This window comes from Rhodococcus sp. NPDC058639 (assembly GCF_042717545.1).
Taxonomy (GTDB): domain Bacteria; phylum Actinomycetota; class Actinomycetes; order Mycobacteriales; family Mycobacteriaceae; genus Rhodococcus.
Genome location: NZ_JBHXRF010000005.1, coordinates 104293 through 124890, shown reverse-complemented (window position 1 = coordinate 124890; position 20598 = coordinate 104293). Strand labels below are relative to the sequence as shown.

Below are 20598 nucleotides of genomic sequence, written 5' to 3'. Positions count from 1 at the left end.
CGAGTGCTTACCAGGTGCGGACCTTCAGGCCCGGGTTCTCGGCCAGAACTGCGTTGATCGGTGTCGCGAACAACTCGGGGGTCTCGCCGAGGAGGCTGCTCACGAATCCGGCCACCTCGCACAGGCCGTACTGGCCCACGTTCGAGGCGCTGGAGATGCCGAGTGCCAGGGTGCCCGTGACGAGCGTTCCGCCGCTGTCACCCTGCAGTGCGCACAGGTTCGTGGAGAAGCCGTTGCTGAGCACGCGCTCGCCGATCGCGACGTTCTGCTGCGACGACGTCACGACACCGCAGCTGTAGCCGGTCCGCAGGCCCGACTTGCACACGGGCGTTCCGACGATCGGATCGGCGGTGCCGGTGATCGGCAGGGGAGCGGCGTTGGGAACACGCACGCCGTTGTTCTCGAACCTGCCTGCGGCATCGGCTGCCGGCCGGATGATGCCGTAGTCGTTGTTGTCGAGGCTGGTCTTCTCGAACGTTCCGAGACGCTGGCCGAGCGTGTCGCCCAGAAGCTGGTACACCTCGGATGCCCACCGCGTTCCGGCCTGTGAACGGTTCGGATCGCAATGACCGGCGGTGATGTTGACGGGGCTACCCGAACCGTCCTCGGCGTTGAAGCCGAGGGAGCAGCGAAGGCCTGAGCCGGCACCGAGTGCCGCGTAGGCATCTCCGCCGAGCAGGGCGTCGGGCGCCGCGATTCCCGCGGTGAACTCGAATTCCGGAGTGGACTCGGGCGTCAGCTCGGTCGGAGCGAAGAGAACACGCACGCCGTCGAGGAACGGCGGCAGTTCGAGTCCGGCGACGTTCTCGGCGCGCACCACGAGGTCGTTGTTCACCACGTCGATCGCGATGCCGCGGATGACGTCGGCGATCGCGGGCGGCTGCGTGTCGAGCCAGTCGTTGAGCTCGTTCAACCGGGCTTCGAGTGCGTTCTCGCTGTTCTCCGTCTTCTCGACGACGAAACCGGAGTCCTCGGCGGCCGCGCGGGCCTCGTCGAACTGCTCACCGTCGGCGAGACCGACGATGGGCGTGCCCTGCTGGTCGAGCCAGACACCGGCGAACACGCTCTCGAACTGCTCACGCGCCTTGTCGGCGAAGCGGGCCAGTTCCTGGCTGCGCTCTGCGTCGTTGAGGAAACGGTCGGGACTGATCTGGAGGTCTCGCTGCAACGCTTCCACCAGTTCGGCCGGCAGTGCGGTCGTCGGGGCCGGCGCAGGCTCGGCCTGAGCGACGGTGGCTGCGGTGCCGAGGAGCAACACGGCGGCTGAGCCGATGACGGCTGCCTGACGTGCGAAGGAGCGGCGCATGAAAACCTTTCTCGTTGTCCCTCCGCGGCTCGAGCGCGCAAAGGTAACTGACCCGTGAGGGCCGGCATTGGTCGATCCTAAGGGGTAACAGGTACGACTCACAGTGGGTTGTGAGCGACCGGTGTGTCGGGTGTTGCTCCTGTGACTAGCCCCGGTGAGGCTAGGCCGCGTTGATCGTGCGCACCGTGCTGCCGGTGGCGTTCTCGATGTCGCGGATGGAAATACCCAGGCTGGAGGTGCCTCCGTTGGGTGCGAGGACGAGATTCGCTTCGACGCAGTTCGGTGCGCCGGCACTGTTGGAGCCGCTGATCACGCCCAGGGCGAGCGTGCCGGTGACGATGGATCCGCCGCTGTCGCCGGACAAGGTGCAGGCCGTCGTGGCGAAGCCCCGGATGGTGCTCGAATACCCGGAGTTGTACACGAGCTGGGTCTCGACACGCTCGGCGGCGACGACACCGCAGGTGAACGAGGAGGACTGCCCCGACTTGCAGACGGGCGCGCCGACGACAGGAACTGCGGTGCCGGTGATGGTCAGCGTGGAGCCGTTGCCACCGCGCACGACCGGACGGTTCAGACCGGCAGCGACGCCGGCCTCGTCGAGGGAGATGACCCCGTAGTCGAGCGTGCTGTCCGTGCCCACCGTGGACTGGGTGAACGTACCGATCTTGGTGCTGGCGTCGATGTCTTCCCGGTTGGGCAGGTAAACCGTGGAGCCACCCTGCTCACGGGCAACGGCGTCGCAGTGGCCGGCGGTGAGGTTGACCGGGTCGCCGTTCGCGTCGAGACCGCTGAATCCGAACGAGCAGATACCGATCCGCTCGAGCGGCGTGGTCCGCACGTCGCCGTCGGCGGTGATGTAGGTGTCGCCTCCGAGCGGAGCCGGATCGTTGGGGGGAAGGCCGGGGCTCAGCTGCACCTGCACGTTCGCGATGAGCGAAGGCAGATTCAGGGCGCGTCCGACCGGCGAGTTCACGACGTCGACCACGAGCTGGTTGTTGAGGACGTCGATCGACGTCGAGTTCACCTGGGACGACACCTCGCGCGGAAGTGCCGACACCCACCGGTTCAGCTCCGCGAGGGCCTGCTCGAGGCCGTCGGCGGACAGGGGCGCGACCGTGGCGCGGTAGCCGTCCTTCTGTGCCTTCTCTGCCGCATCCCGATTGGTCACCGCGACGACGGGCTGCCCGTCTTCGCCGAGCCACGCACCCGCGTAGTCGTCCGGGCTCTCGGCCCGGAACGAACGGGCGTAGTCGCCCAGCGCCTGTGCGCGGGCGGCGCGATCGAGGTATTCCTCCGGTGAGATGCCCAGATCCCGGGTGATCGCATCCACCAGTTCGGCGGGCAGGTCGGGAACCGGGAGCTGTTCTGCCGGGCCCGCATGGGCGGCGGTGGTCAGCGGTCCCACCAGCAACACGGCCGACGCCGCTGCAAAGGCGACACGGCGGGCGGTGGAACGAGCGGCGCGCGACGCCGGCAAGAGACGCATGAGGGCCCTTCTACATGGTGTATCAGTGGTCTGAACTGCGATTATGTACACGAGCGCGGTACTTGCGGTACCGACCCGCGGGACAGCCTACGGCACAAACGTCAGTGCAAAAAATGTGCCCTAGATCACGTGCGGAATCAGCCGCCGGAAGAGTCGCCTTCCTCCGTGGTAGGAGGTGCCTCGGGCTCGGTCGTTTCGGTCTCGGTCGGTGCGGTCTCGGTGGGCTGCGTCGAGGGCTCAGTGGTCGGGGGTGTCTCACCCGAGTCGTTCCCGCCTCCGCCGCTCGACGGCGGATTACGGCGCGACCATCCCGTGCTCGTCGTGGTGTTGCTCGACGGCCCCGCGCTCGACGACCCGGTATTCGACGACGAGCTCGCCGCGTCGCCGGTGGTGCTGGGATCGGTCCAGACCGGTGCGCCGCCCGCCGGCGCGACCGCGGGAGCGACCGCCGCAGAAGGATCGGACTCCGTGGGCGACTCTGTCGTGGTCGTCGTCGGGATGCCGCCAGGCGGTTTCGAGGGTGACGGTGTCCCCGTGATGTCGCCGAACGGCGCGACCGTCGTCTCCATCGGCGAGGTATTGGCGGTCGCCGTCGAGGAGTCGCGCATCGTGAACACCCACGCACCCACACCGACGAGCAGAGCGATCGCCGCTGCCGCAGCGCCGACGGTGAACAGCGGGGACCGGCGCTTGGTCTCGGGCTCGTCTGCCGGTGCCGGCGCCGGCGCCGGCGAGGTGGCCCTGACCGTTCCTGTCGTCCCGGGAGGCGGAGTGGCCGTGATCTTGGCGATGACGGTAGTGGTCTCGGTGTCGAGTTCGCTGCGCTTGGGCCCGGTGGGACGCGCGACGGGCAGAATCTGGGTCGAGCCCAGCAGATCCACCGAGCCCGCCGCGGCAGCGAGCGCCGCGCCGCGCACCATCGTCTGATGAGGCTCGGGTGCGAGTGCGCTCCGTACTCCCAGGCCGCTCTTGAAGGACTGGGCAACCAACTGAGCTGCGGTGGGATCGATGGCTTCGTCGACGGTGACGACGATGGCGTCGAGATTGCTGACGAGCCATCCGAACGCCCCGAGGGCGGCGGACAGCTGCGCTGTCACGGACGGCGCGTCTTTTTCGGCAAAGCGGAACGACTTACCTGCCGCGACTCCGGAGCGGACCAGGGTGACAGTCGAGCCCAGCGGGTCGATGTGGTGGACCGCGACGAGCCGGCCGGTCTGGTGGGCCACCTGCGACTCGTACCACGCGGCGGCTGCCTCGGCGTCCGAGATGAGCGACACGTGCCGCAATCCCACGTAGTCGAGTGCGTTGCGCAGGACGGCGACGGTCGACGGCGGCCACTCGGTGGGATGGGTTGCGACCGCGGTGTACGGCTGGTTGCCGATGAGGCGGGCCGCGTCGGCGAGAAGGCATTCCATGGCGGTGGCCACGAGGTCTTCGGCGCGGGAGAGGGAGCCGTCGTTGGCGCGGACGCCGCCGGATCGGCCGATGCTGCCGACGAACTCGGTGAACGAACTGGTGGTTCCGTCGAAGAAGTCGTGGTCGCCGAGCGTCGCGGTGCCATCGGAGTGCAGGTGTATTGCTGTGCGCCGTTCGATGGGTGGCGGATCGGGTCGTCCGGGCGACGACGAGGTGACCGCAACCGACGACACGGAGTTGCCCACCCTCAGGCCTACGCCTACGGACATGCCGGAATTCCCCCAAATCTGGTCGGAGCCTGTGCAACGGGGACCGTCCGCGCCGGATCCGGGCGACGTGATGCTGCACAGTCTCCGCGGAAATGTACAGGCGTATGCGGACATGACGATAGGTGAATCTCGAAACCACCGGTTGGACCCCTCGGGCCGCCACTCCGCGAGAGCATTCGGGCCCGGCGGACGGAGCGCCGCGCTGACCGAGATCTCCGCCGCATGAATGTGAAGACCATCACATCCGGGAACGATCCGGCCATATCTTCGGTTGCATGTATCAGACAACTTGAGCTACCAAGGCTCAACTCCACTTGACTGGAGCGTCCGGAGGGGTGCAGTCTCGACTTGGCGAAGCCAAGTTGAGTCAAACAGGCTCAGGTTGGGGAACTGAACGTTCCGCGGTGCGACACGCATCGCGGTGAAACATTTGGAGGAAATCATGGCTCGTGCGGTCGGTATCGACCTCGGAACCACCAACTCGGTCGTTTCCGTTCTGGAGGGCGGCGAGCCCGTTGTGGTCGCCAACTCCGAAGGTTCACGCACCACCCCGTCCGTCGTCGCTTTCGCGAAGAACGGCGAGGTTCTGGTGGGTCAGCCTGCCAAGAACCAGGCGGTCACCAACGTCGACCGCACCATCCGTTCCGTCAAGCGGCACATCGGGTCCGACTGGAACGTCGACATCGACGGCAAGAAGTACACCCCCCAGGAGATCAGCGCCCGCACGCTGATGAAGCTCAAGCGAGACGCTGAGGCATACCTGGGCGAGGACATCACCGACGCCGTGATCACCGTTCCGGCCTACTTCAACGACGCCCAGCGTCAGGCGACGAAGGAAGCCGGCACCATTGCCGGCCTCAACGTCCTGCGCATCGTCAACGAGCCCACCGCTGCGGCCCTCGCATACGGGCTCGACAAGGGCAGCAAGGAACAGACCATCCTGGTCTTCGACCTCGGTGGCGGCACGTTCGACGTCTCGCTCCTCGAAATCGGTGACGGTGTCGTCGAGGTCCGCGCGACCTCCGGTGACAACCACCTCGGTGGCGACGACTGGGACGAACGCATCGTCAACTGGCTCGTCGACAAGTTCAAGGCACAGCACGGCGTCGACCTGACCAAGGACAAGATGGCCCTGCAGCGTCTGCGTGAGGCTGCGGAGAAGGCGAAGATCGAGCTGTCGAGCTCGCAGTCGACGTCGATCAACCTGCCCTACATCACGGTCGACGCGGACAAGAACCCGCTGTTCCTCGACGAGCAGCTCTCCCGCTCCGAGTTCCAGAAGATCACCGGCGACCTCCTCGAGCGCACCCGCGCTCCGTTCCAGCAGGTCGTCAAGGACGCAGGGATCTCGGTCGGCGACATCGATCACGTGGTCCTCGTCGGTGGCTCGACCCGTATGCCCGCCGTCACTGATCTCGTGCGCGAACTCACCGGTGGTCAGGAGCCCAACAAGGGCGTCAACCCCGACGAGGTCGTCGCCGTGGGTGCAGCACTGCAGGCGGGCGTCCTCAAGGGCGAGGTCAAGGACGTGCTGCTGCTCGACGTCACCCCGCTGTCCCTCGGTATCGAGACCAAGGGTGGCGTGATGACCAAGCTCATCGAGCGCAACACCACGATCCCCACGAAGCGTTCGGAGACCTTCACCACGGCCGACGACAACCAGCCGTCCGTGCAGATTCAGGTCTTCCAGGGCGAGCGTGAGATCGCGGCGCACAACAAGCTGCTCGGCTCGTTCGAGCTCGGCGGTATTGCTCCGGCTCCGCGCGGCGTCCCGCAGATCGAGGTCACCTTCGACATCGACGCCAACGGCATCGTGCACGTCACCGCCCGCGACAAGGGCACCGGCAAGGAGAACACGATCAAGATCCAGGAAGGCTCCGGCCTGTCCCAGGAGGAGATCGACCGGATGGTGAAGGACGCCGAGGCACACGCCGAGGAAGACCGCGCCCGTCGCGAAGAGGCCGAGGTCCGTAACCAGGCCGAGTCGCTCGTGCACCAGACCGAGAAGTTCATCAAGGACAACGAGGACAAGGTGCCGGCCGACGTCAAGGAGAAGGTCGAGGCAGCCGTCAAGGATGCCAAGGACGCTCTGGCCGGTAACGACATCGCCGCGGTGAAGTCCGCCGTCGAGAAGCTCGCGACCGAGTCGCAGGCTCTCGGCCAGGCCATCTACGAGTCGCAGGGCGGAGCCGAAGGCGCAGCAGCCGGTGACGGTGCTGCGGCAGGCGCAGACGATGTCGTCGACGCCGAGGTCGTCGACGAGCCGAGCGATTCGGAGAAGAAGTGACATCGGGTAAGCCCGAGCAGGAACCGGTGACCGTCACCGACAAGCGGCGGATCGATCCCGAGACCTTCGAGGTGCGGGACGCGGCCGAGTCGAGTGAGGGCACCGGCGCCCCTGCCGAGGGCACCGTAGAAAACGAGGACACCGTGAACGAGGGCGTCGTCGAGAACGAGGACGGCGAGGAGGTCCGCGTCGAGGAGACCGTCTCCACCGAAGCGGAACTCGCGGAACGCACCGCGGATCTGCAGCGCGTCTCCGCGGAGTACACCAACTACCGTCGCCGGGCCGAACGCGAGAAGGCTGCCATCGGCGAGTCCGCGAAGGCCTCGGTGGTGGCGCAGTTCCTCGACGTCGTCGACGATCTGGATCGGGCCCGTGCCCACGGCGACCTCGAATCCGGACCGCTGAAGGCAGTGAGCGACAAGCTGACCCGCATTCTGACCGGACTCGGCCTCGTCGGCTTCGGCGACGAGGGCGACGTGTTCGATCCGGAACTGCACGAAGCGGTCCAGATGGAAGGCGACGGCAGCAACCCGGTGCTCGGCACGATCCTGCGCAAGGGTTACCGCGTCGGCGACCGGATCCTGCGACATGCGATGGTGACCGTCACCGACGGCGATCCGGCGGACACGCCGGAGCAATCGCCGTCCGACAGCACCGGCACAGAGTAAGAACAACAAGAGCGAGAGGAGGAGACGCCCGGTGAGCCAGCGGGAGTGGATCGAAAAGGACTTCTACAAGGACCTGGGCGTCTCGTCCGACGCTTCGCAAGAAGACATCAAGAAGGCCTACCGCAAGTTGGCTCGGGATCTGCATCCCGATGCCAACCCCGGCGATGCCGCAGCCGAGGAGCGGTTCAAGTCGGTCAGCGAGGCTAATGCCGTGCTGTCCGACCCGGCCAAGCGCAAGGAATACGACGAGACCCGCCGGATGTTCGCGTCCGGAGGTTTCGGCGGCGGCTTCCAGCCCGGCGGAGGCGGATTCTCCGGGGGCAGCACCACATTCGACCTCGGTGACCTCTTCGGGGGCGGCGGGGCCGGCGACGGTGGACTGGGCGACCTCTTCGGAGGCCTCTTCAACCGCGGTGCAACACCCGGGGGCGGTGCGAACCGGTCGCGGCCACGCCGCGGCGGCGACATCGAGACCGAGACGACCCTCGACTTCCGTGACGCCGTGCAAGGTGTCACCGTTCCGTTGCGCCTGACCAGTCCCTCGCCGTGCACCACCTGCCACGGCAGCGGTGCCGAGCCGGGCACCAGCCCGCGAGTGTGCCCGCAGTGCAACGGAAGCGGGATCGTCTCCCGCAACCAGGGCGCCTTCGGATTCTCCGAGCCGTGCGACGAATGCCGCGGTTCGGGCTCGATCATCGACAGCCCGTGCCGTGACTGCCGCGGCAGCGGCGTCCAGGAGCGCACCCGCACGATCACGGTGCGCGTGCCCTCGGGCATCAAGGACGGTTCCCGCATCCGCCTCGCCGGGCAAGGCGAGGCAGGCCTGCGGGGTGCACCGTCGGGCGACCTTTTCGTCATCGTGCACGTCCGACCCGACCGTGTGTTCGGCCGGGACGGCGACAACCTGACACTCGTATTGCCGGTCAGCTACGGCGAACTCGTGCTCGGCAGCACCGTGTCGGTTCCCACGCTCGACGGCCGGGTCGGTCTCAAGATCCCGGCGGGCACGGCTGACGGCCGGGTTCTGCGGGTGCGGGGTCGCGGCGTCCCCAAGCGCGGGGGCGGAGCGGGAGATCTGCTCGTGACCGTGAAGGTTGCGATCCCTCAGAAGCTCGATGAACAGGCGACGGAAGCGCTGCGCGATTATCTTCGTGCCGAAGAGGCCGGCGGATTCGACCCGCGTGAAGGATGGGCAGGTGCGTGATGAGCGATACGGGAACTCCCCGCAATCTCCCGCCGGATCCCGATGCGCGTGTCTATGTCATCTCGGTCGCCGCGGAGCTCGCCGGGATGCACGCCCAGACACTGCGTAACTACGACCGGCTGGGACTGGTTACCCCTCACCGCACCAGCGGTGGCGGACGGCGTTATTCGCCGCGCGACGTCGAACTGCTCCGTGAGGTGCAGCGGCTTTCCCAGGACGAAGGTGTCAACCTCGCCGGGGTCAAACGGATCATCGAGTTGACCAACCACGTCGAGGCATTGCAGCAGCGGGTTGCGGAACTGTCCACCGAGGTCGCGCAGTTGCGCTCCGCCCGGCGTGATCTGGTGCCCGTGCCGCGCACCAACGCGTTGGTCGTGTGGAAGCCGAGGCACGCGCGCGAATCCTGACGCACAGACAGCACAGACCCCCACGTCCGACAGGGCGCGGGGGTCTCGCTTTTCCGGGCTCGTGACGCCCGGTTTCACAAGTGCGGTGTCAGGAACTGCGGTCTCAAGAACTGCGGTCACCGATCGTGTACGTGACGTTCATGAACGGGAAGTGGGCATCGACCTGCGCGGCGGCGGTGTACGCATGCCGGTTGGCGCCGTCGATCCGCGTTCCGTCGGCGTTGGCGATCCCTGTGCCGTGGTTGCTGGCCATGAGCACGGCGGTGGCCTCGCCCGGCATCGTGTAGGTGACCTGCATGCCGAATCCGCGCCGGTCGGCGCTTCCGGCAGTCACGACTTCCGTTGTGTGCGCGGGGACGACGGTCGCCGGTTCGTTCACCCACTGCCCGTAGGGAATGCTCGCCGTGCCGAGCACCATGGGCGCGTCGGTGTCGTTGGTGACCGTCATCGTGATGGTCGGTGCGTCTGAAGGAAGGGTCTCGCTGCTCGCCGCTGCGGGGGCAGTGAGGGTGGCCGCCGCGGTCAGGGCGACGGCGGCACATACGCGGGTGCGGTACTTCATGGTGCTCCTGCGGTCGACGAGTCGAGGCCGCCGGTCTGGGACGGCCGGCAAAGTGTACCTACGAGTACAAATCGCCGGTAAGGGCCGCGTCCGGACCTGCCGTCACGCCGGGACGAGATCGCTGACCTGGGCCACGAGTTCCAGCGACCGCAACCACGCGTCGCGTCCGGGAGCCGACGACACGACGATCAGTTCGTCTGCCTGCGCGCGCTCGGTGAAGCGGTCCAGGTAGTCGCGCACCTCGGTCGGGGTGCCCACCGCGGTGTTCTTCAGCATCGTGAGCACCTGGTAGCCGGCGGGGGAGTCGAGGAGCAGATCGATCTCCTCCTCGGTGAACGTGCGCCCACGCCCGACCATCTGCACGACGCGTGAACGCTTGGTGGCTTCGAACATCGCTGCCGCTTCGTCGGCGGTGTCTGCCGCGATGACACCGACACCGGCGATGACGTACGGCTCGGGGTGCTGCTCGGACGGCTGGTATTCGCGGCGATACAGCGAGACGGCTTCCTCGAGCGCTTGCGGCGCGAAGTGCGACGCGAACGCGTAGGGAAGACCCAGCAGGGCAGCAAGTTTCGCGCCGAAGAGCGACGAGCCCAGAATGTACAGCGGCACATCGGTGCCCTTACCCGGAACCGCGTCGACACCCGGGATGCGCGAGGCACCCTTCAGATACCCCTGGAGCTCGAGGACGTCCTGGGGGAAGCTGTCGGCCGACGACGGGTCGCGTCGCAGCGCCCGCATCGTCTTCTGGTCGCTGCCCGGTGCCCGGCCGAGCCCCAGATCGATGCGACCGGGATGCAGCGTCGCGAGCGTGCCGAACTGTTCGGCGATCGTGAGCGGCGAATGGTTCGGGAGCATGATGCCGCCGGCGCCGAGCCGGATCGACGACGTGTGTGCCGCGACGTGCGCGATCAGCACGCTCGTCGCAGACGACGCGATGGTCGGCATGTTGTGGTGCTCGGCGTACCAGATGCGGCGGTAACCCCACCGTTCGGCGAGCTGTGCCATCTTCACGCTGGCGTCGAAACTGTCGCGAGCGGTTTCACCCTCGCCGATATGGGCCAAATCGAGGATGGAGAGAGGAACAGTCACCGAGAATCCTTCGTCCGGGGCCCGCCACCGGCAGCCGGCCACACCCTCGGTGCAACCCGGGGTGGCCGCGGGCTATTCCGGGAGGCGGCCGTCACAGCCGGTCGAAGTGCCCATAGGTGCCGCGGTAGAACAGCAACGGCCCGTTGGACGGCAGCGCTGTCAGGCCGGTGACACGTGCCACGACGATCGTATGGTCGCCGGCGTCGTGCTCCGTTTCCACGGTCGCCTCCACGCGAGCCAGCGCGCCGTCGAGGGCAGGGGCACCGTTGTCGCCGGGAACCCAGTCGACGCCGCGGAACTTGTTGCCACCGCTGACGGCGAACGCCGCGCACAACGTGCGCTGGCTCTCCGCGAGGACGTTGATGGCGAGAGTGCCGATCTCGCGGATGCGCGGCCACGTCGTGGACGTGCGGGCGGGGCAGAAGGAGACCAGCGGCGGGTCCAGCGACACCGAGGTGAACGACTGGCACGCGAAGCCGAGCGGTGCGTCGCCGTCGAGTGCGGTGATGACTGTGACTCCCGTGCAGAAGTTGCCCATCACGTTGCGCATCGTCCTCGGGTCGAGCACGGTGTGTTCCGCCGTCATCGATGTTCCTTTCCGTCCTGTTGCTCTCCAGTGTCCGTCATGTCGGGACGGCGGGTGTCGGGGGAGTCCGGTGGCGTGCCCCCGTGGACGCTAGCGGGGTCGTCGTCCACACGGCGATGGCTTCCCATCCAACGGGAGATCCACACGGTTCAACGATCTTCCCGCTGTACGGGACGCCGCCGATGCCCTCCGGGTGCATGCCCTAGCGTCGGCGGGGGCCTACCCTGTGCTGCCGATCACTATCGTCTCGTCCCCGAATGAAGGAGCATTTCCATGGCGTCGACTCCCGTTCCGCCTGTGACCCCTGCCCATGACATCGAGGTCGACCTGCTCGTCATCGGTTCGGGAACGGGCATGGCGGCTGCACTCGCCGCGCACGAACTCGGCTTGTCGACGTTGATCGTGGAGAAATCTCCTCATGTCGGTGGTTCCACCGCTCGCTCCGGTGGCGCGTTCTGGGTGCCTGCCAATCCCGTGCTGGTGGAGGCCGGATCGGGTGACACCGTCGAGCGCGGACACACCTACGTCCGGTCCGTGGTGGACGGCACGGCACCGGCCGAGCGTGGCGAGGCCTTCGTCGACAACGGTGTGGCGACCGTAGACATGCTCCGGCGCACGACGCCGATGAAGCTGTTCTGGGCGGAGGGCTATGCCGATTACCACCCCGAGTTGCCCGGTGGCTCGGCGGTGGGACGCAGTTGTGAATGCAAGCCGCTCGACCTGTCGGTGCTCGGTGAGGAACGCGGACGGTTGCGCCCGGGCCTGATGGAGGCGGGACTGCCCATGCCCACGACGGGCGCCGACTACAAGTGGATGAACCTCATGCTCCGCGTTCCGCACAAGGGCTTCCCGCGCATCTTCAAGCGACTGGCGCAGGGCGTCGCCGGGCTCGCCGTCAAGCGTGAATACGTCGCCGGTGGTCAGGCGATCGCTGCAGGACTGTTCGCAGGTGTGCTGAAGGCCGGTGTGCCGGTCTGGACCGAGACCTCGCTGGTGCGTCTGGTCACCGACGGGGACCGGGTCACCGGTGCCGTCCTCGAGCAGAACGGCCGGGAGGTGACCGTGACCGCGCGCCGCGGAGTCGTGCTCGCCGCAGGCGGTTTCGACCACGACATGGCGATGCGGCGAAAGTTCCAGTCCGAGCGTCTGCTCGACCACGAGAGCCTCGGCGCGGAGAGCAACACGGGCGACGCGATCAAGGCGGCCCAGGAGGTCGGTGCCGGTCTCGATCTCATGGATCAGGCCTGGTGGTTCCCCGCCGTCGCACCGACCCGTCCGGGCAAGCCGCCGATGGTCATGCTCGCCGAGCGGTCGCTGCCGGGTTCGTTCATCGTCGATCAGACCGGACGCCGCTTCACGAACGAGTCGTCGGACTACATGTCGTTCGGACAACTGGTCCTCGCACGTGAACACGCCGGCGACCCGGTCGAGTCGATGTGGATCGTCTTCGACCAGAAGTACCGCAACAGCTACGTGTTCGCAGCCGGCGTCTTTCCGCGCCAGCCGCTCCCGGAGTCCTGGTACGAGGCGGGCATCGCCCACCGTGCTTCGACCGCCGAAGAACTCGCGGCGTCGATGGGAGTGCCCGTGGACACCTTCTCCGAGACCTTCGGCGCGTTCAACGAGGATGCCGCCGCCGGAACGGATTCCGAGTTCGGCCGTGGCGGCAGCGCCTACGACCGGTACTACGGTGATCCCACGGTCCGGCCCAACCCGAACATGCGGCCGCTGACGCACGGTCCGTTCTACGCGGTGAAGATGACCCTGAGCGACCTCGGCACGTGCGGCGGCGTGCGGGCCGACGAGCGGGCGCGGGTGCTCCGCGAGGACGGCAGCGTCATCGGCGGGCTCTACGCGGTCGGCAACACCGCGGCCAACGCGTTCGGCCATCGTTACCCCGGCGCCGGCGCGACCATCGGCCAGGGACTGGTGTTCGGATATATCGCCGCCCGCGACGCAGCGGGAACAGCCGCCGCGAAGTAAAGCGCGGTGAAGCCCTGAGTCCCCGGCGGCGCGGCCGCCGGGGACTCAGTACGCGTCGTAGCGGATGTTCTCGAGCGGGGTACCCGTCTCGAGCAGTCGCTGCACGGTGGAACGCACCATCGCTGCGGAGCCACAGACCAGCACCTGGTGATCGCCGAACGCCCCGTACGACGTGACGATGTCGCCGAGAGTGCCTTCGAGGAGCTCGTCCGGGTCGATGCCGAAATCGCCGACATGCGAGGCGATCCGGTCGTAGAACGGATCCTGGATCGCGGGGTCGTACAGCGACTCGGTCACCGGCACGATCGTCAGCCAGGGCAGTGCTTCCCCGAGCAGAGCCAGCATGTCTGCCGCGTAGAGGTCCCGGGGCATTCGGGCACCGACGAAGAGGAAGGTGCGGGGCGGCTGTGGCCGCCGCGCGACGTCGAGGAGCAACGCGCGCAGCGGAGCCAGACCGGTACCGCCGGCGATCATCACCACGATGCGTCCGGTGTCGTCGACATGGAGGTCACCGCCGCGGGGATTGCCGACGGTCCATACGTCTCCGGGACTGGTCGACTCGACGATCGTTTTGCTGACCCAGCCGCCCGGCACGGTGCGGACGTGGAATTCGAGCTTGCCGTCCATCGACGGGGGGAGTGCGGGCGACAGTCGGCGCGGCAGGTTCGGGCGCTGCGGCACGGTCACGTCGACGTACTGGCCGGCGCGGAACGGAACGATGTCGCTGTCGCATTCGAGCCGCACGACGGCCAGATCGCGTCGCAGGCGGTGGTGCTCGACCACGGTCGCGGAGACCGCGATGTCGGTGTCGGTCGATGACGGCGTAGCCGACTGCATTCGTGACCCCCGGGTGGTGTGGCGCGATGTTGCACAGACTCTAGGCGAGGAACACACACCCCGACAGAGTGGAACGTGTTTCAGTTTTGCGGGTGCAGCGGTTATCGTGGCGGGAACCGGGTGACGCTGACCACATCAGGAGCCCGTCCCGCGGGCCGTCACACCCCCGGACCACGACACCGACCGGAAGGACGACATGATCGAGGAGTACGCGGACCTGCACCGGCCCGTCTTCACCCCGGACCTGCTCATCACGGCGCTCGACCGCAGCGCGGACCGTCCGGCGCTGTACCTCGGCGACGTCGTCCTCACCGGCGCCGAGATGCGCGGTGCCATCAGCAGGTTCCAGCAGGCCCTCGGGTCCGTGGGAATCGGCCAGGGGTCGTCGGTCGCGATGCTGTCGAAGAACCGGCCCGAAGTCCTCATCTCGATGGGTGCGACGATGGTCGCCGGATGCCGCAACAGTGCGCTCAATCCGATGGGTTCGCTCGCCGATCACCTGTACATCACCTCCGATGCCGAGATCGAGACCCTCATCTTCGATCCGGATCACTTCGAGGAGCGGGCCGCCGAGCTGCAAGCCCAGATCCCCACCCTGAAGAATCTGTTCTCCCTCGGCCCGTCGGCTGTGGGCACGGACATCCTCGCGCTCGCCGACCAGTTCACCGAGCAGCGCCTCGTGGCTGCTCCGGTGTCGGCCGAGGACACGTCGTCGATGGTCTACACCGGGGGAACCACCGGAAAGCCGAAGGGCGTGATGGGGTCGTTCCGGTCCGGCGCGGCGCTCAACCAGATTCAGATGGCGGAGTGGCAGTGGCCCGACCAGCCGCGCTTCCTGATCTGCACCCCGCTGTCCCACGCCGGCGCCGCGTTCTTCGTGCCGACGCTGCTGCGCGGTGGCTGCCTCTACGTGCTGCCGTACTTCGAACCCGGCCTCGTGCTCGAGACCATCGAGAAGCACCGCATTAACGCCACGATGCTCGTACCCACGATGATCTATCTGCTGCTCGACCATCCGGACTTCGACGCGCGCGATCTGTCGAGCCTCGACACGCTCTTCTACGGCGCCTCGGCGATGTCCCCCGCCCGGCTCCAGGAAGGGATCGAGCGGCTCGGGCAGGTGTTCTTCCAGTTCTACGGGCAGTCCGAGTGCGGCATGACGATCTCGGTGCTGCGCAAAGAGGAACACCTCGCCGACGATCCGGAACGACTCGCCTCGTGCGGACGTCCGGTGCCGTGGCTCGACGTACGCCTGCTCGACGACGACCTGCGCGAAGTGCCACAAGGGGAACTGGGCGAGATCTGCGTGCGTGGCCCGCTCGTCATGAAGGGGTACTGGAAGAAGCCCGACGAGACGGCGGAAGCACTGCGCGGTGGGTGGCTGCACACGGGCGATGTCGCGCGTGCCGACAAGCACGGCTTCCTCACCATCGTCGACCGCAAGAAGGACATGATCGTCACCGGCGGCTTCAATGTGTTCCCCCGGGAGATCGAGGACGCGATCTCGTCCCACCCCGCCGTCGCTTCGGTGGCGGTCGTCGGTGTGCCCGACCAGAAGTGGGGTGAGGCGGTCAAGGCATGCGTCGTGCTGCGCGACGGCCAGACCGTGACCGCGGACGAACTGATCGAGAAGGTCCGCGCGGCCAAGGGATCCGTGCACGCTCCCAAGTCGGTGGACTTCCTCGATTCGCTGCCGCTCACGCCCCTCGGCAAGCTCGACAAGAAGACGTTGCGCGCGTCGTACCGTTAGATCGGTCGGCGCCGGAACGGCCGGCTTCCCTGCTCGATCGCTGCCTGACATACTCCGTCGCATGGCAAACGGGGGACCCCAGCGGGTCGAGGTGCGACTGGCCGTCGAGTATCCGGGGACAGGGACGGTGAATACGCGGGGCAGCGGAGCGATGAGGCCGGTCGAGCCGGTGCCGCCGATCTGTGCGCGGCACGGCGAACCCGAGGTCGACCGCGTGCGTGTCACCGTCTCGTCGGATGCGGTGCGCCCCCAGGAGAAATCCGGTCGCATCGGCTCGGCTCTCGAAGCCGCGTACACCGTGCAGGTCGCCGCCGTGGAGTGGCCGACGTGCGCGCGGTGCGTCGCCGCCCGCGTGCGCTGGCAGATCGCCGCTGCCGCAACCTGTACCGTCCTCGGCGTCATCTTCCTGGCGTTGGTGTTCGCACTCGTGCAGGGCGCGCCGAAGGTGTACGGGTTCGTGCTGCTCAGCGTGTTCGGGATGTCGTTCCTGCCGATCTATGTGGCACTGCGCGTCATCGAGCCGCGCCGGGCGGCGCTCGGTGTGACTATCGCAGAGTGCGGTTCGGAACTCGTGGTGGCGCAGGCGCATCCGGAGTTCGCGCGCGCGGTTGCCGCGCAACGCGCCTGACACAGTGGTTGTAGACGCGGTGGCTACAGACGCGGTGGTGGCAGACGCAGAGGTGACAGACGCGGTGGTTACAGCGGATCGAAGCTGATGTTCTGGCGGGGGGTGCCCGCCGCGGACAGCGCGTAGATGGTGGTCCGGATCATCGACGGTGAGCCGGAGATCTGAATCTGGCGGTCGGCCCACGATCCGAACTGCCCGACGACCTTCCCGAGCTTGCCGTACATCGTGCGGTGGAGGCCCTTGGGCGTTTCCCGTACGGGAACCGGGTGCCACCAAGGGTTCTCGGTCTCCTCCACGACGGGAACCACCGTGAGCCACGGGTTGGTCATCGCGATCTGCCACAGCGTCTCGAGGTCGTAGAGGTCGCACGGGTACTTGCCGCCGTAGAACAGGTGGACCCGCGGATTGGTGCCGCGCATCGCCATCTCCATGATCTGCGCGCGGAGAGGTGCCAGGCCGGTGCCCGACGCGATCATGAGCACGTCCTGGCCGCTGTCGCGATCGACGCGCAGGCCACCGAGCGGCGGTCCGATCAGCCAGCGGTCACCGACGCGCACCTCGTTGACGAGCGCGGGGCTGACCCAACCGGAGGAGACGCGCCGCACGTGGAATTCGACCTGTCCGTGCGGGTTCGGTGGAATGGCGGCCGACAGATAGCGCCACATGTGGGGTCGCTGGGGGATCTGCACGCTCATGTACTGCCCGGCGTAATGCGGGATCGGTGTGTCGGTCTCGAGGCGGATGATCGCCACGTCGGGAAGGACCCGCTCGTGGCCGACGACCGTCGCGCCCCAGACTGCGGGCAGATCGTCGGTGGCCGCGGCGACGGCCATCGTCTCCACGAGCCGGCCGATCACCTCCGCCCAGGTCCGTTCCAGAGTGGCGGTCCACAGGATGATCGGGGTGCATTCACGGATCGCGAAGAGCAGCGCGTAGCCCGCCGAGCGGAAGTGGTCCGGCTTGACGCCGTATTTCCGGTGGTCGCGCGCGAGCTGTCCGAGGAAGGCTTCGACGGCGTCGAAGTCGGTCAGCCGGTTGACGACCCATCCGATGGCGGTCGTGAACCGATGCCGCATGCTCTCCATGCCCGCTGGGAACAGTTCGCGAATGCCGGCCGATTCGGACCAGAGGGTCGTGTAGAACGCCGAGGCGAATCGTTCGGGGCCGGTGGGGGTCGCCGCGATCGACGCGAAGCTCAATTGCACTCGCGCGATGGCGAAAGTTTCCAACGCCATCCTCCCACGTACTGCGCCTGCTGGACGCCGTCACTGTAGTCGGTCACGGGACGGTCGGCTACACCGTGGGCACCGATCTGTGGCTATGGTGTGAATCACAGCAGCAAGAAACTTGAGCGGAACAAACTCAATCTTGTATCCGTTGTGCATAGCGAACCTTGTGGACACCGGTCCGCAGGTACAGAAATCAGCAGTTTTCTCAGTGAAAGGGGCGCGCGGTGGATTCGTTCAACCCGACGACCAAGACTCAGGCCGCACTGACGGCCGCTCTCCAGGCGGCGTCCACCGCGGGCAACCCGGATATCCGGCCGGCACACCTCCTGGTGGCACTGCTCGACCAGCCCGACGGCATCGCTGCTCCGCTCCTCGAAGCGGTGGGCGTGAACCCCGCCGCGGTCCGGAGCGAAGCCGACCGGCTCGTCGGTGCACTGCCGCAGACCACCGGGGCCACCACCACGCCCCAGCTCGGGCGCGAGGCCATCGCAGCGCTCTCCGCGGCGCAGAAGCTCGCGACCGAGCTCACCGACGAATTCGTCTCCACGGAGCACGTTCTCGTCGGCCTCGCCAGTGGTGACTCCGACGTGGCCAAGCTCCTCGTGGGTCAGGGCGCGACGCCCACGGCCCTGCGGGATGCCTTCACTGCCGTGCGCGGAAACCGCCGGGTGACCAGTGCGGACCCGGAAGCCACCTACCAGGCACTCGAGAAGTACTCGACCGATCTCACAGCACGTGCCCGTGACGGAAAGCTCGACCCGGTCATCGGACGCGACAACGAGATTCGCCGTGTGGTGCAGGTGCTCTCGCGCCGTACCAAGAACAACCCGGTGCTCATCGGTGAACCCGGCGTCGGCAAGACCGCGATCGTCGAAGGGCTCGCCCAGCGCGTCGTCGCGGGCGACGTGCCCGAATCGCTGCGCGGCAAGACCGTCGTCGCCCTGGACCTCGGGGCGATGGTGGCCGGCGCGAAGTATCGCGGCGAGTTCGAAGAGCGTCTCAAGGCCGTCCTCGACGAGATCAAGGACTCCGCCGGCGAGATCATCACCTTCATCGACGAGCTGCACACCATCGTCGGTGCCGGTGCGACCGGTGAGTCCGCGATGGACGCGGGCAACATGATCAAGCCGATGCTCGCGCGCGGTGAACTCCGCCTCGTCGGTGCGACCACCCTCGAGGAGTACCGCAAGTACATCGAGAAGGACGCCGCCCTCGAACGGCGCTTCCAGCAGGTCTTCGTGGGTGAGCCGAGCGTCGAAGACACCGTCGGCATCCTGCGTGGTCTCAAGGAGCGGTACGAAGTGCACCACGGTGTGCGCATCACCGACTCCGCTCTCGTTGCCGCAGCGACGCTTTCGGACCGGTACATCACCTCGCGGTTCCTTCCCGACAAGGCCATCGACCTCGTCGACGAGGCAGCGTCGCGTCTGCGCATGGAGATCGACTCGCGTCCCGAGGAGATCGACACGGTCGAACGCATCGTCCGTCGCCTCGAGATCGAGGAGATGGCGCTGGAGAAGGAAACCGACGCCGCCTCCAAGGACCGCCTCGAGAAGCTGCGCGCCGAACTCGCGGACGAACGGGAACGGTTGAACCAGCTCACGACGCGCTGGCAGAACGAGAAGACCGCGATCGACTCCGTACGCCAGGTCAAGGAGCAGCTCGAAGCGCTCCGCGGCGAGGAGGAACGGGCAGAGCGCGACGGCGACCTGGGCAAGGTTGCCGAACTCCGGTACGGCCGCATCCCCGAACTGGAAAAGCAGCTCGAGGCAGCCGCTGCCGCGTCGGGGACCGCAACCGGTGACGACGTGATGCTCAAGGAGGAAGTCGGACCCGACGACGTCGCCGATGTCGTCGCCGCATGGACCGGTATCCCCGCCGGACGCATGCTCGAGGGCGAGACCGCGAAGCTCCTCCGGATGGAGGACGAACTCGGCAAGCGTGTCGTGGGACAGGACCGGGCGGTGCAGTCGGTGTCCGACGCGGTGCGTCGTGCACGCGCCGGTGTCTCCGACCCGAACCGTCCGACCGGATCGTTCCTGTTCCTCGGCCCGACCGGTGTCGGCAAGACCGAGCTGGCCAAGGCACTCGCCGATTTCCTGTTCGACGACGAGCGCGCCATGGTGCGCATCGACATGTCGGAGTACAGCGAGAAGCACTCGGTCGCGCGCCTGGTCGGTGCACCTCCGGGGTACGTCGGCTACGAGTCGGGTGGCCAGCTCACCGAAGCCGTGCGCCGTCGCCCCTACTCGGTGGTGCTGTTCGACGAGGTCGAGAAGGCCCACCCGGATGTGTTCGACACGCTGCTCCAGGTGCTCGACGACGGTCGGCTCACCGACGGGCAGGGACGCACCGTCGACTTCCGCAACACGATCCTGATCCTCACGTCCAACCTGGGCGCCGGGGGCGACAAGGAGCACGTGATGGCGGCGGTGCGGTCGGCGTTCAAGCCCGAATTCATCAACCGGCTCGACGACGTGGTCGTGTTCGATCCGCTCTCCGAGGAGCAGCTCGCGCAGATCGTCGACATCCAGCTCGCACAGCTGGCCGACCGGCTCCAGGCACGGCGGCTCACGCTCGACGTCAACTCCAGCGCGCGGCTGTGGCTGGCGGTGCGCGGATACGACCCGCAGTACGGCGCCCGTCCGCTGCGCCGGCTCATCCAGCAGGCGATCGGCGACCAGCTCGCCAAGAAACTGCTGGCCGGAGAGATCAAGGACGGCGACACGGTCCCGGTGGGCGTCAGCGAGGACGGCGACCGGCTCGTGATCGGCAGCTGACCCACCCTCGTGGGGGGGGGGGGGGGGGGGACGGGCCCCGCGGAGAACAGCTGAGAACAGAAAACGACAAGACACACCAACCACAAGCGCAGTACGCGAAGGAGCAGC

General features: G+C 67.3%; 16 protein-coding genes. 8 read left to right on the top strand and 8 right to left on the bottom strand.

The genetic code is table 11. The features are described 5' to 3' along the window. Positions 1-7 precede the first annotated feature (7 nt). The 3 genes from ACFWU2_RS11490 to ACFWU2_RS11480 all read right to left on the bottom strand — a co-directional run bounded on the left by ACFWU2_RS11490 (position 8) and on the right by ACFWU2_RS11480 (position 4477). Positions 8-1306, bottom strand: coding sequence for a S1 family peptidase (locus ACFWU2_RS11490; protein WP_378605553.1), 1299 nt, complete (start codon positions 1304-1306; stop codon positions 8-10). Between the two features lie 160 nt (positions 1307-1466). Next, a complete protein-coding gene (locus ACFWU2_RS11485; protein WP_378605550.1) occupies positions 1467-2792 on the bottom strand; it encodes a S1 family peptidase in 1326 nt (441 codons plus the stop codon). 137 nt (positions 2793-2929) lie between these two features. Continuing rightward, positions 2930-4477, bottom strand: a complete 1548-nt coding sequence (locus ACFWU2_RS11480) for a hypothetical protein (protein ID WP_378605547.1) — start codon at positions 4475-4477, stop codon at positions 2930-2932. 442 nt (positions 4478-4919) lie between these two features. Between ACFWU2_RS11480 and dnaK the strand changes: the two genes are divergently transcribed. The 4 genes from dnaK to ACFWU2_RS11460 are packed head-to-tail and all read left to right on the top strand — an operon-like array spanning position 4920 to position 9043. Further along, complete coding sequence (gene dnaK, locus ACFWU2_RS11475; protein WP_378605544.1) at positions 4920-6764, top strand: molecular chaperone DnaK; 1845 nt, start codon at positions 4920-4922, stop codon at positions 6762-6764. Beyond that, on the top strand, positions 6761-7432 hold the full coding sequence (gene grpE, locus ACFWU2_RS11470) for a nucleotide exchange factor GrpE (protein ID WP_378605540.1): 672 nt from the start codon (positions 6761-6763) through the stop codon (positions 7430-7432). The genes dnaK and grpE overlap by 4 nt, the downstream gene beginning before the upstream one ends. 31 nt (positions 7433-7463) lie before the next feature. Beyond that, positions 7464-8636 carry a molecular chaperone DnaJ gene (gene dnaJ / locus ACFWU2_RS11465; RefSeq protein WP_378605537.1) on the top strand — a complete coding sequence of 391 codons (1173 nt, stop codon included), beginning with the start codon at positions 7464-7466 and terminating at the stop codon, positions 8634-8636. Next, on the top strand, positions 8636-9043 hold the full coding sequence (locus tag ACFWU2_RS11460) for a heat shock protein transcriptional repressor HspR (protein ID WP_378605534.1): 408 nt from the start codon (positions 8636-8638) through the stop codon (positions 9041-9043). Before dnaJ ends, ACFWU2_RS11460 begins: the two co-directional genes overlap by 1 nt. A gap of 103 nt (positions 9044-9146) precedes the next feature. Here ACFWU2_RS11460 and ACFWU2_RS11455 read toward each other — a convergent pair whose 3' ends face one another. From ACFWU2_RS11455 to ACFWU2_RS11445, 3 genes are all read right to left on the bottom strand, one after another. Then, complete coding sequence (locus tag ACFWU2_RS11455) at positions 9147-9605, bottom strand: hypothetical protein (RefSeq protein ID WP_378605531.1); 459 nt, start codon at positions 9603-9605, stop codon at positions 9147-9149. A 102-nt stretch (positions 9606-9707) separates the two neighbouring features. Next, positions 9708-10697, bottom strand: coding sequence for an LLM class flavin-dependent oxidoreductase (locus ACFWU2_RS11450; protein ID WP_378605528.1), 990 nt, complete (start codon positions 10695-10697; stop codon positions 9708-9710). Between the two features lie 91 nt (positions 10698-10788). Beyond that, positions 10789-11283, bottom strand: a complete 495-nt coding sequence (locus ACFWU2_RS11445; RefSeq protein ID WP_169619011.1) for a flavin reductase family protein — start codon at positions 11281-11283, stop codon at positions 10789-10791. A 273-nt stretch (positions 11284-11556) separates the two neighbouring features. Between ACFWU2_RS11445 and ACFWU2_RS11440 the strand changes: the two genes are divergently transcribed. Continuing rightward, positions 11557-13266 carry a 3-ketosteroid-delta-1-dehydrogenase gene (locus ACFWU2_RS11440; protein WP_378605525.1) on the top strand — a complete coding sequence of 570 codons (1710 nt, stop codon included), beginning with the start codon at positions 11557-11559 and terminating at the stop codon, positions 13264-13266. 45 nt (positions 13267-13311) lie between these two features. On the opposite strand, the gene ACFWU2_RS11435 is transcribed toward ACFWU2_RS11440, so the two are convergent. After that, a complete protein-coding gene (locus ACFWU2_RS11435; protein ID WP_378605522.1) occupies positions 13312-14103 on the bottom strand; it encodes an FAD-binding oxidoreductase in 792 nt (263 codons plus the stop codon). A gap of 196 nt (positions 14104-14299) precedes the next feature. Between ACFWU2_RS11435 and ACFWU2_RS11430 the strand changes: the two genes are divergently transcribed. Next, the gene (locus ACFWU2_RS11430) at positions 14300-15853 is read left to right on the top strand and encodes an AMP-binding protein (RefSeq protein ID WP_378605519.1); all 1554 of its coding nucleotides are present in this window, start codon (positions 14300-14302) and stop codon (positions 15851-15853) included. 61 nt (positions 15854-15914) lie between these two features. Further along, positions 15915-16481: a hypothetical protein gene (locus ACFWU2_RS11425; protein ID WP_378605516.1), complete on the top strand. Its 567-nt coding sequence runs from the start codon at positions 15915-15917 to the stop codon at positions 16479-16481. 68 nt (positions 16482-16549) lie between these two features. On the opposite strand, the gene ACFWU2_RS11420 is transcribed toward ACFWU2_RS11425, so the two are convergent. Beyond that, positions 16550-17710 (bottom strand): FAD-binding oxidoreductase, encoded by a 1161-nt coding sequence (locus ACFWU2_RS11420; RefSeq protein WP_378606257.1) that lies wholly within the window; start codon positions 17708-17710, stop codon positions 16550-16552. 224 nt (positions 17711-17934) lie between these two features. Here ACFWU2_RS11420 and clpB point away from each other — a divergent pair, with 224 nt between their 5' ends. Then, positions 17935-20490: an ATP-dependent chaperone ClpB gene (gene clpB, locus ACFWU2_RS11415; RefSeq protein WP_378605513.1), complete on the top strand. Its 2556-nt coding sequence runs from the start codon at positions 17935-17937 to the stop codon at positions 20488-20490. Positions 20491-20598 lie beyond the last annotated feature (108 nt).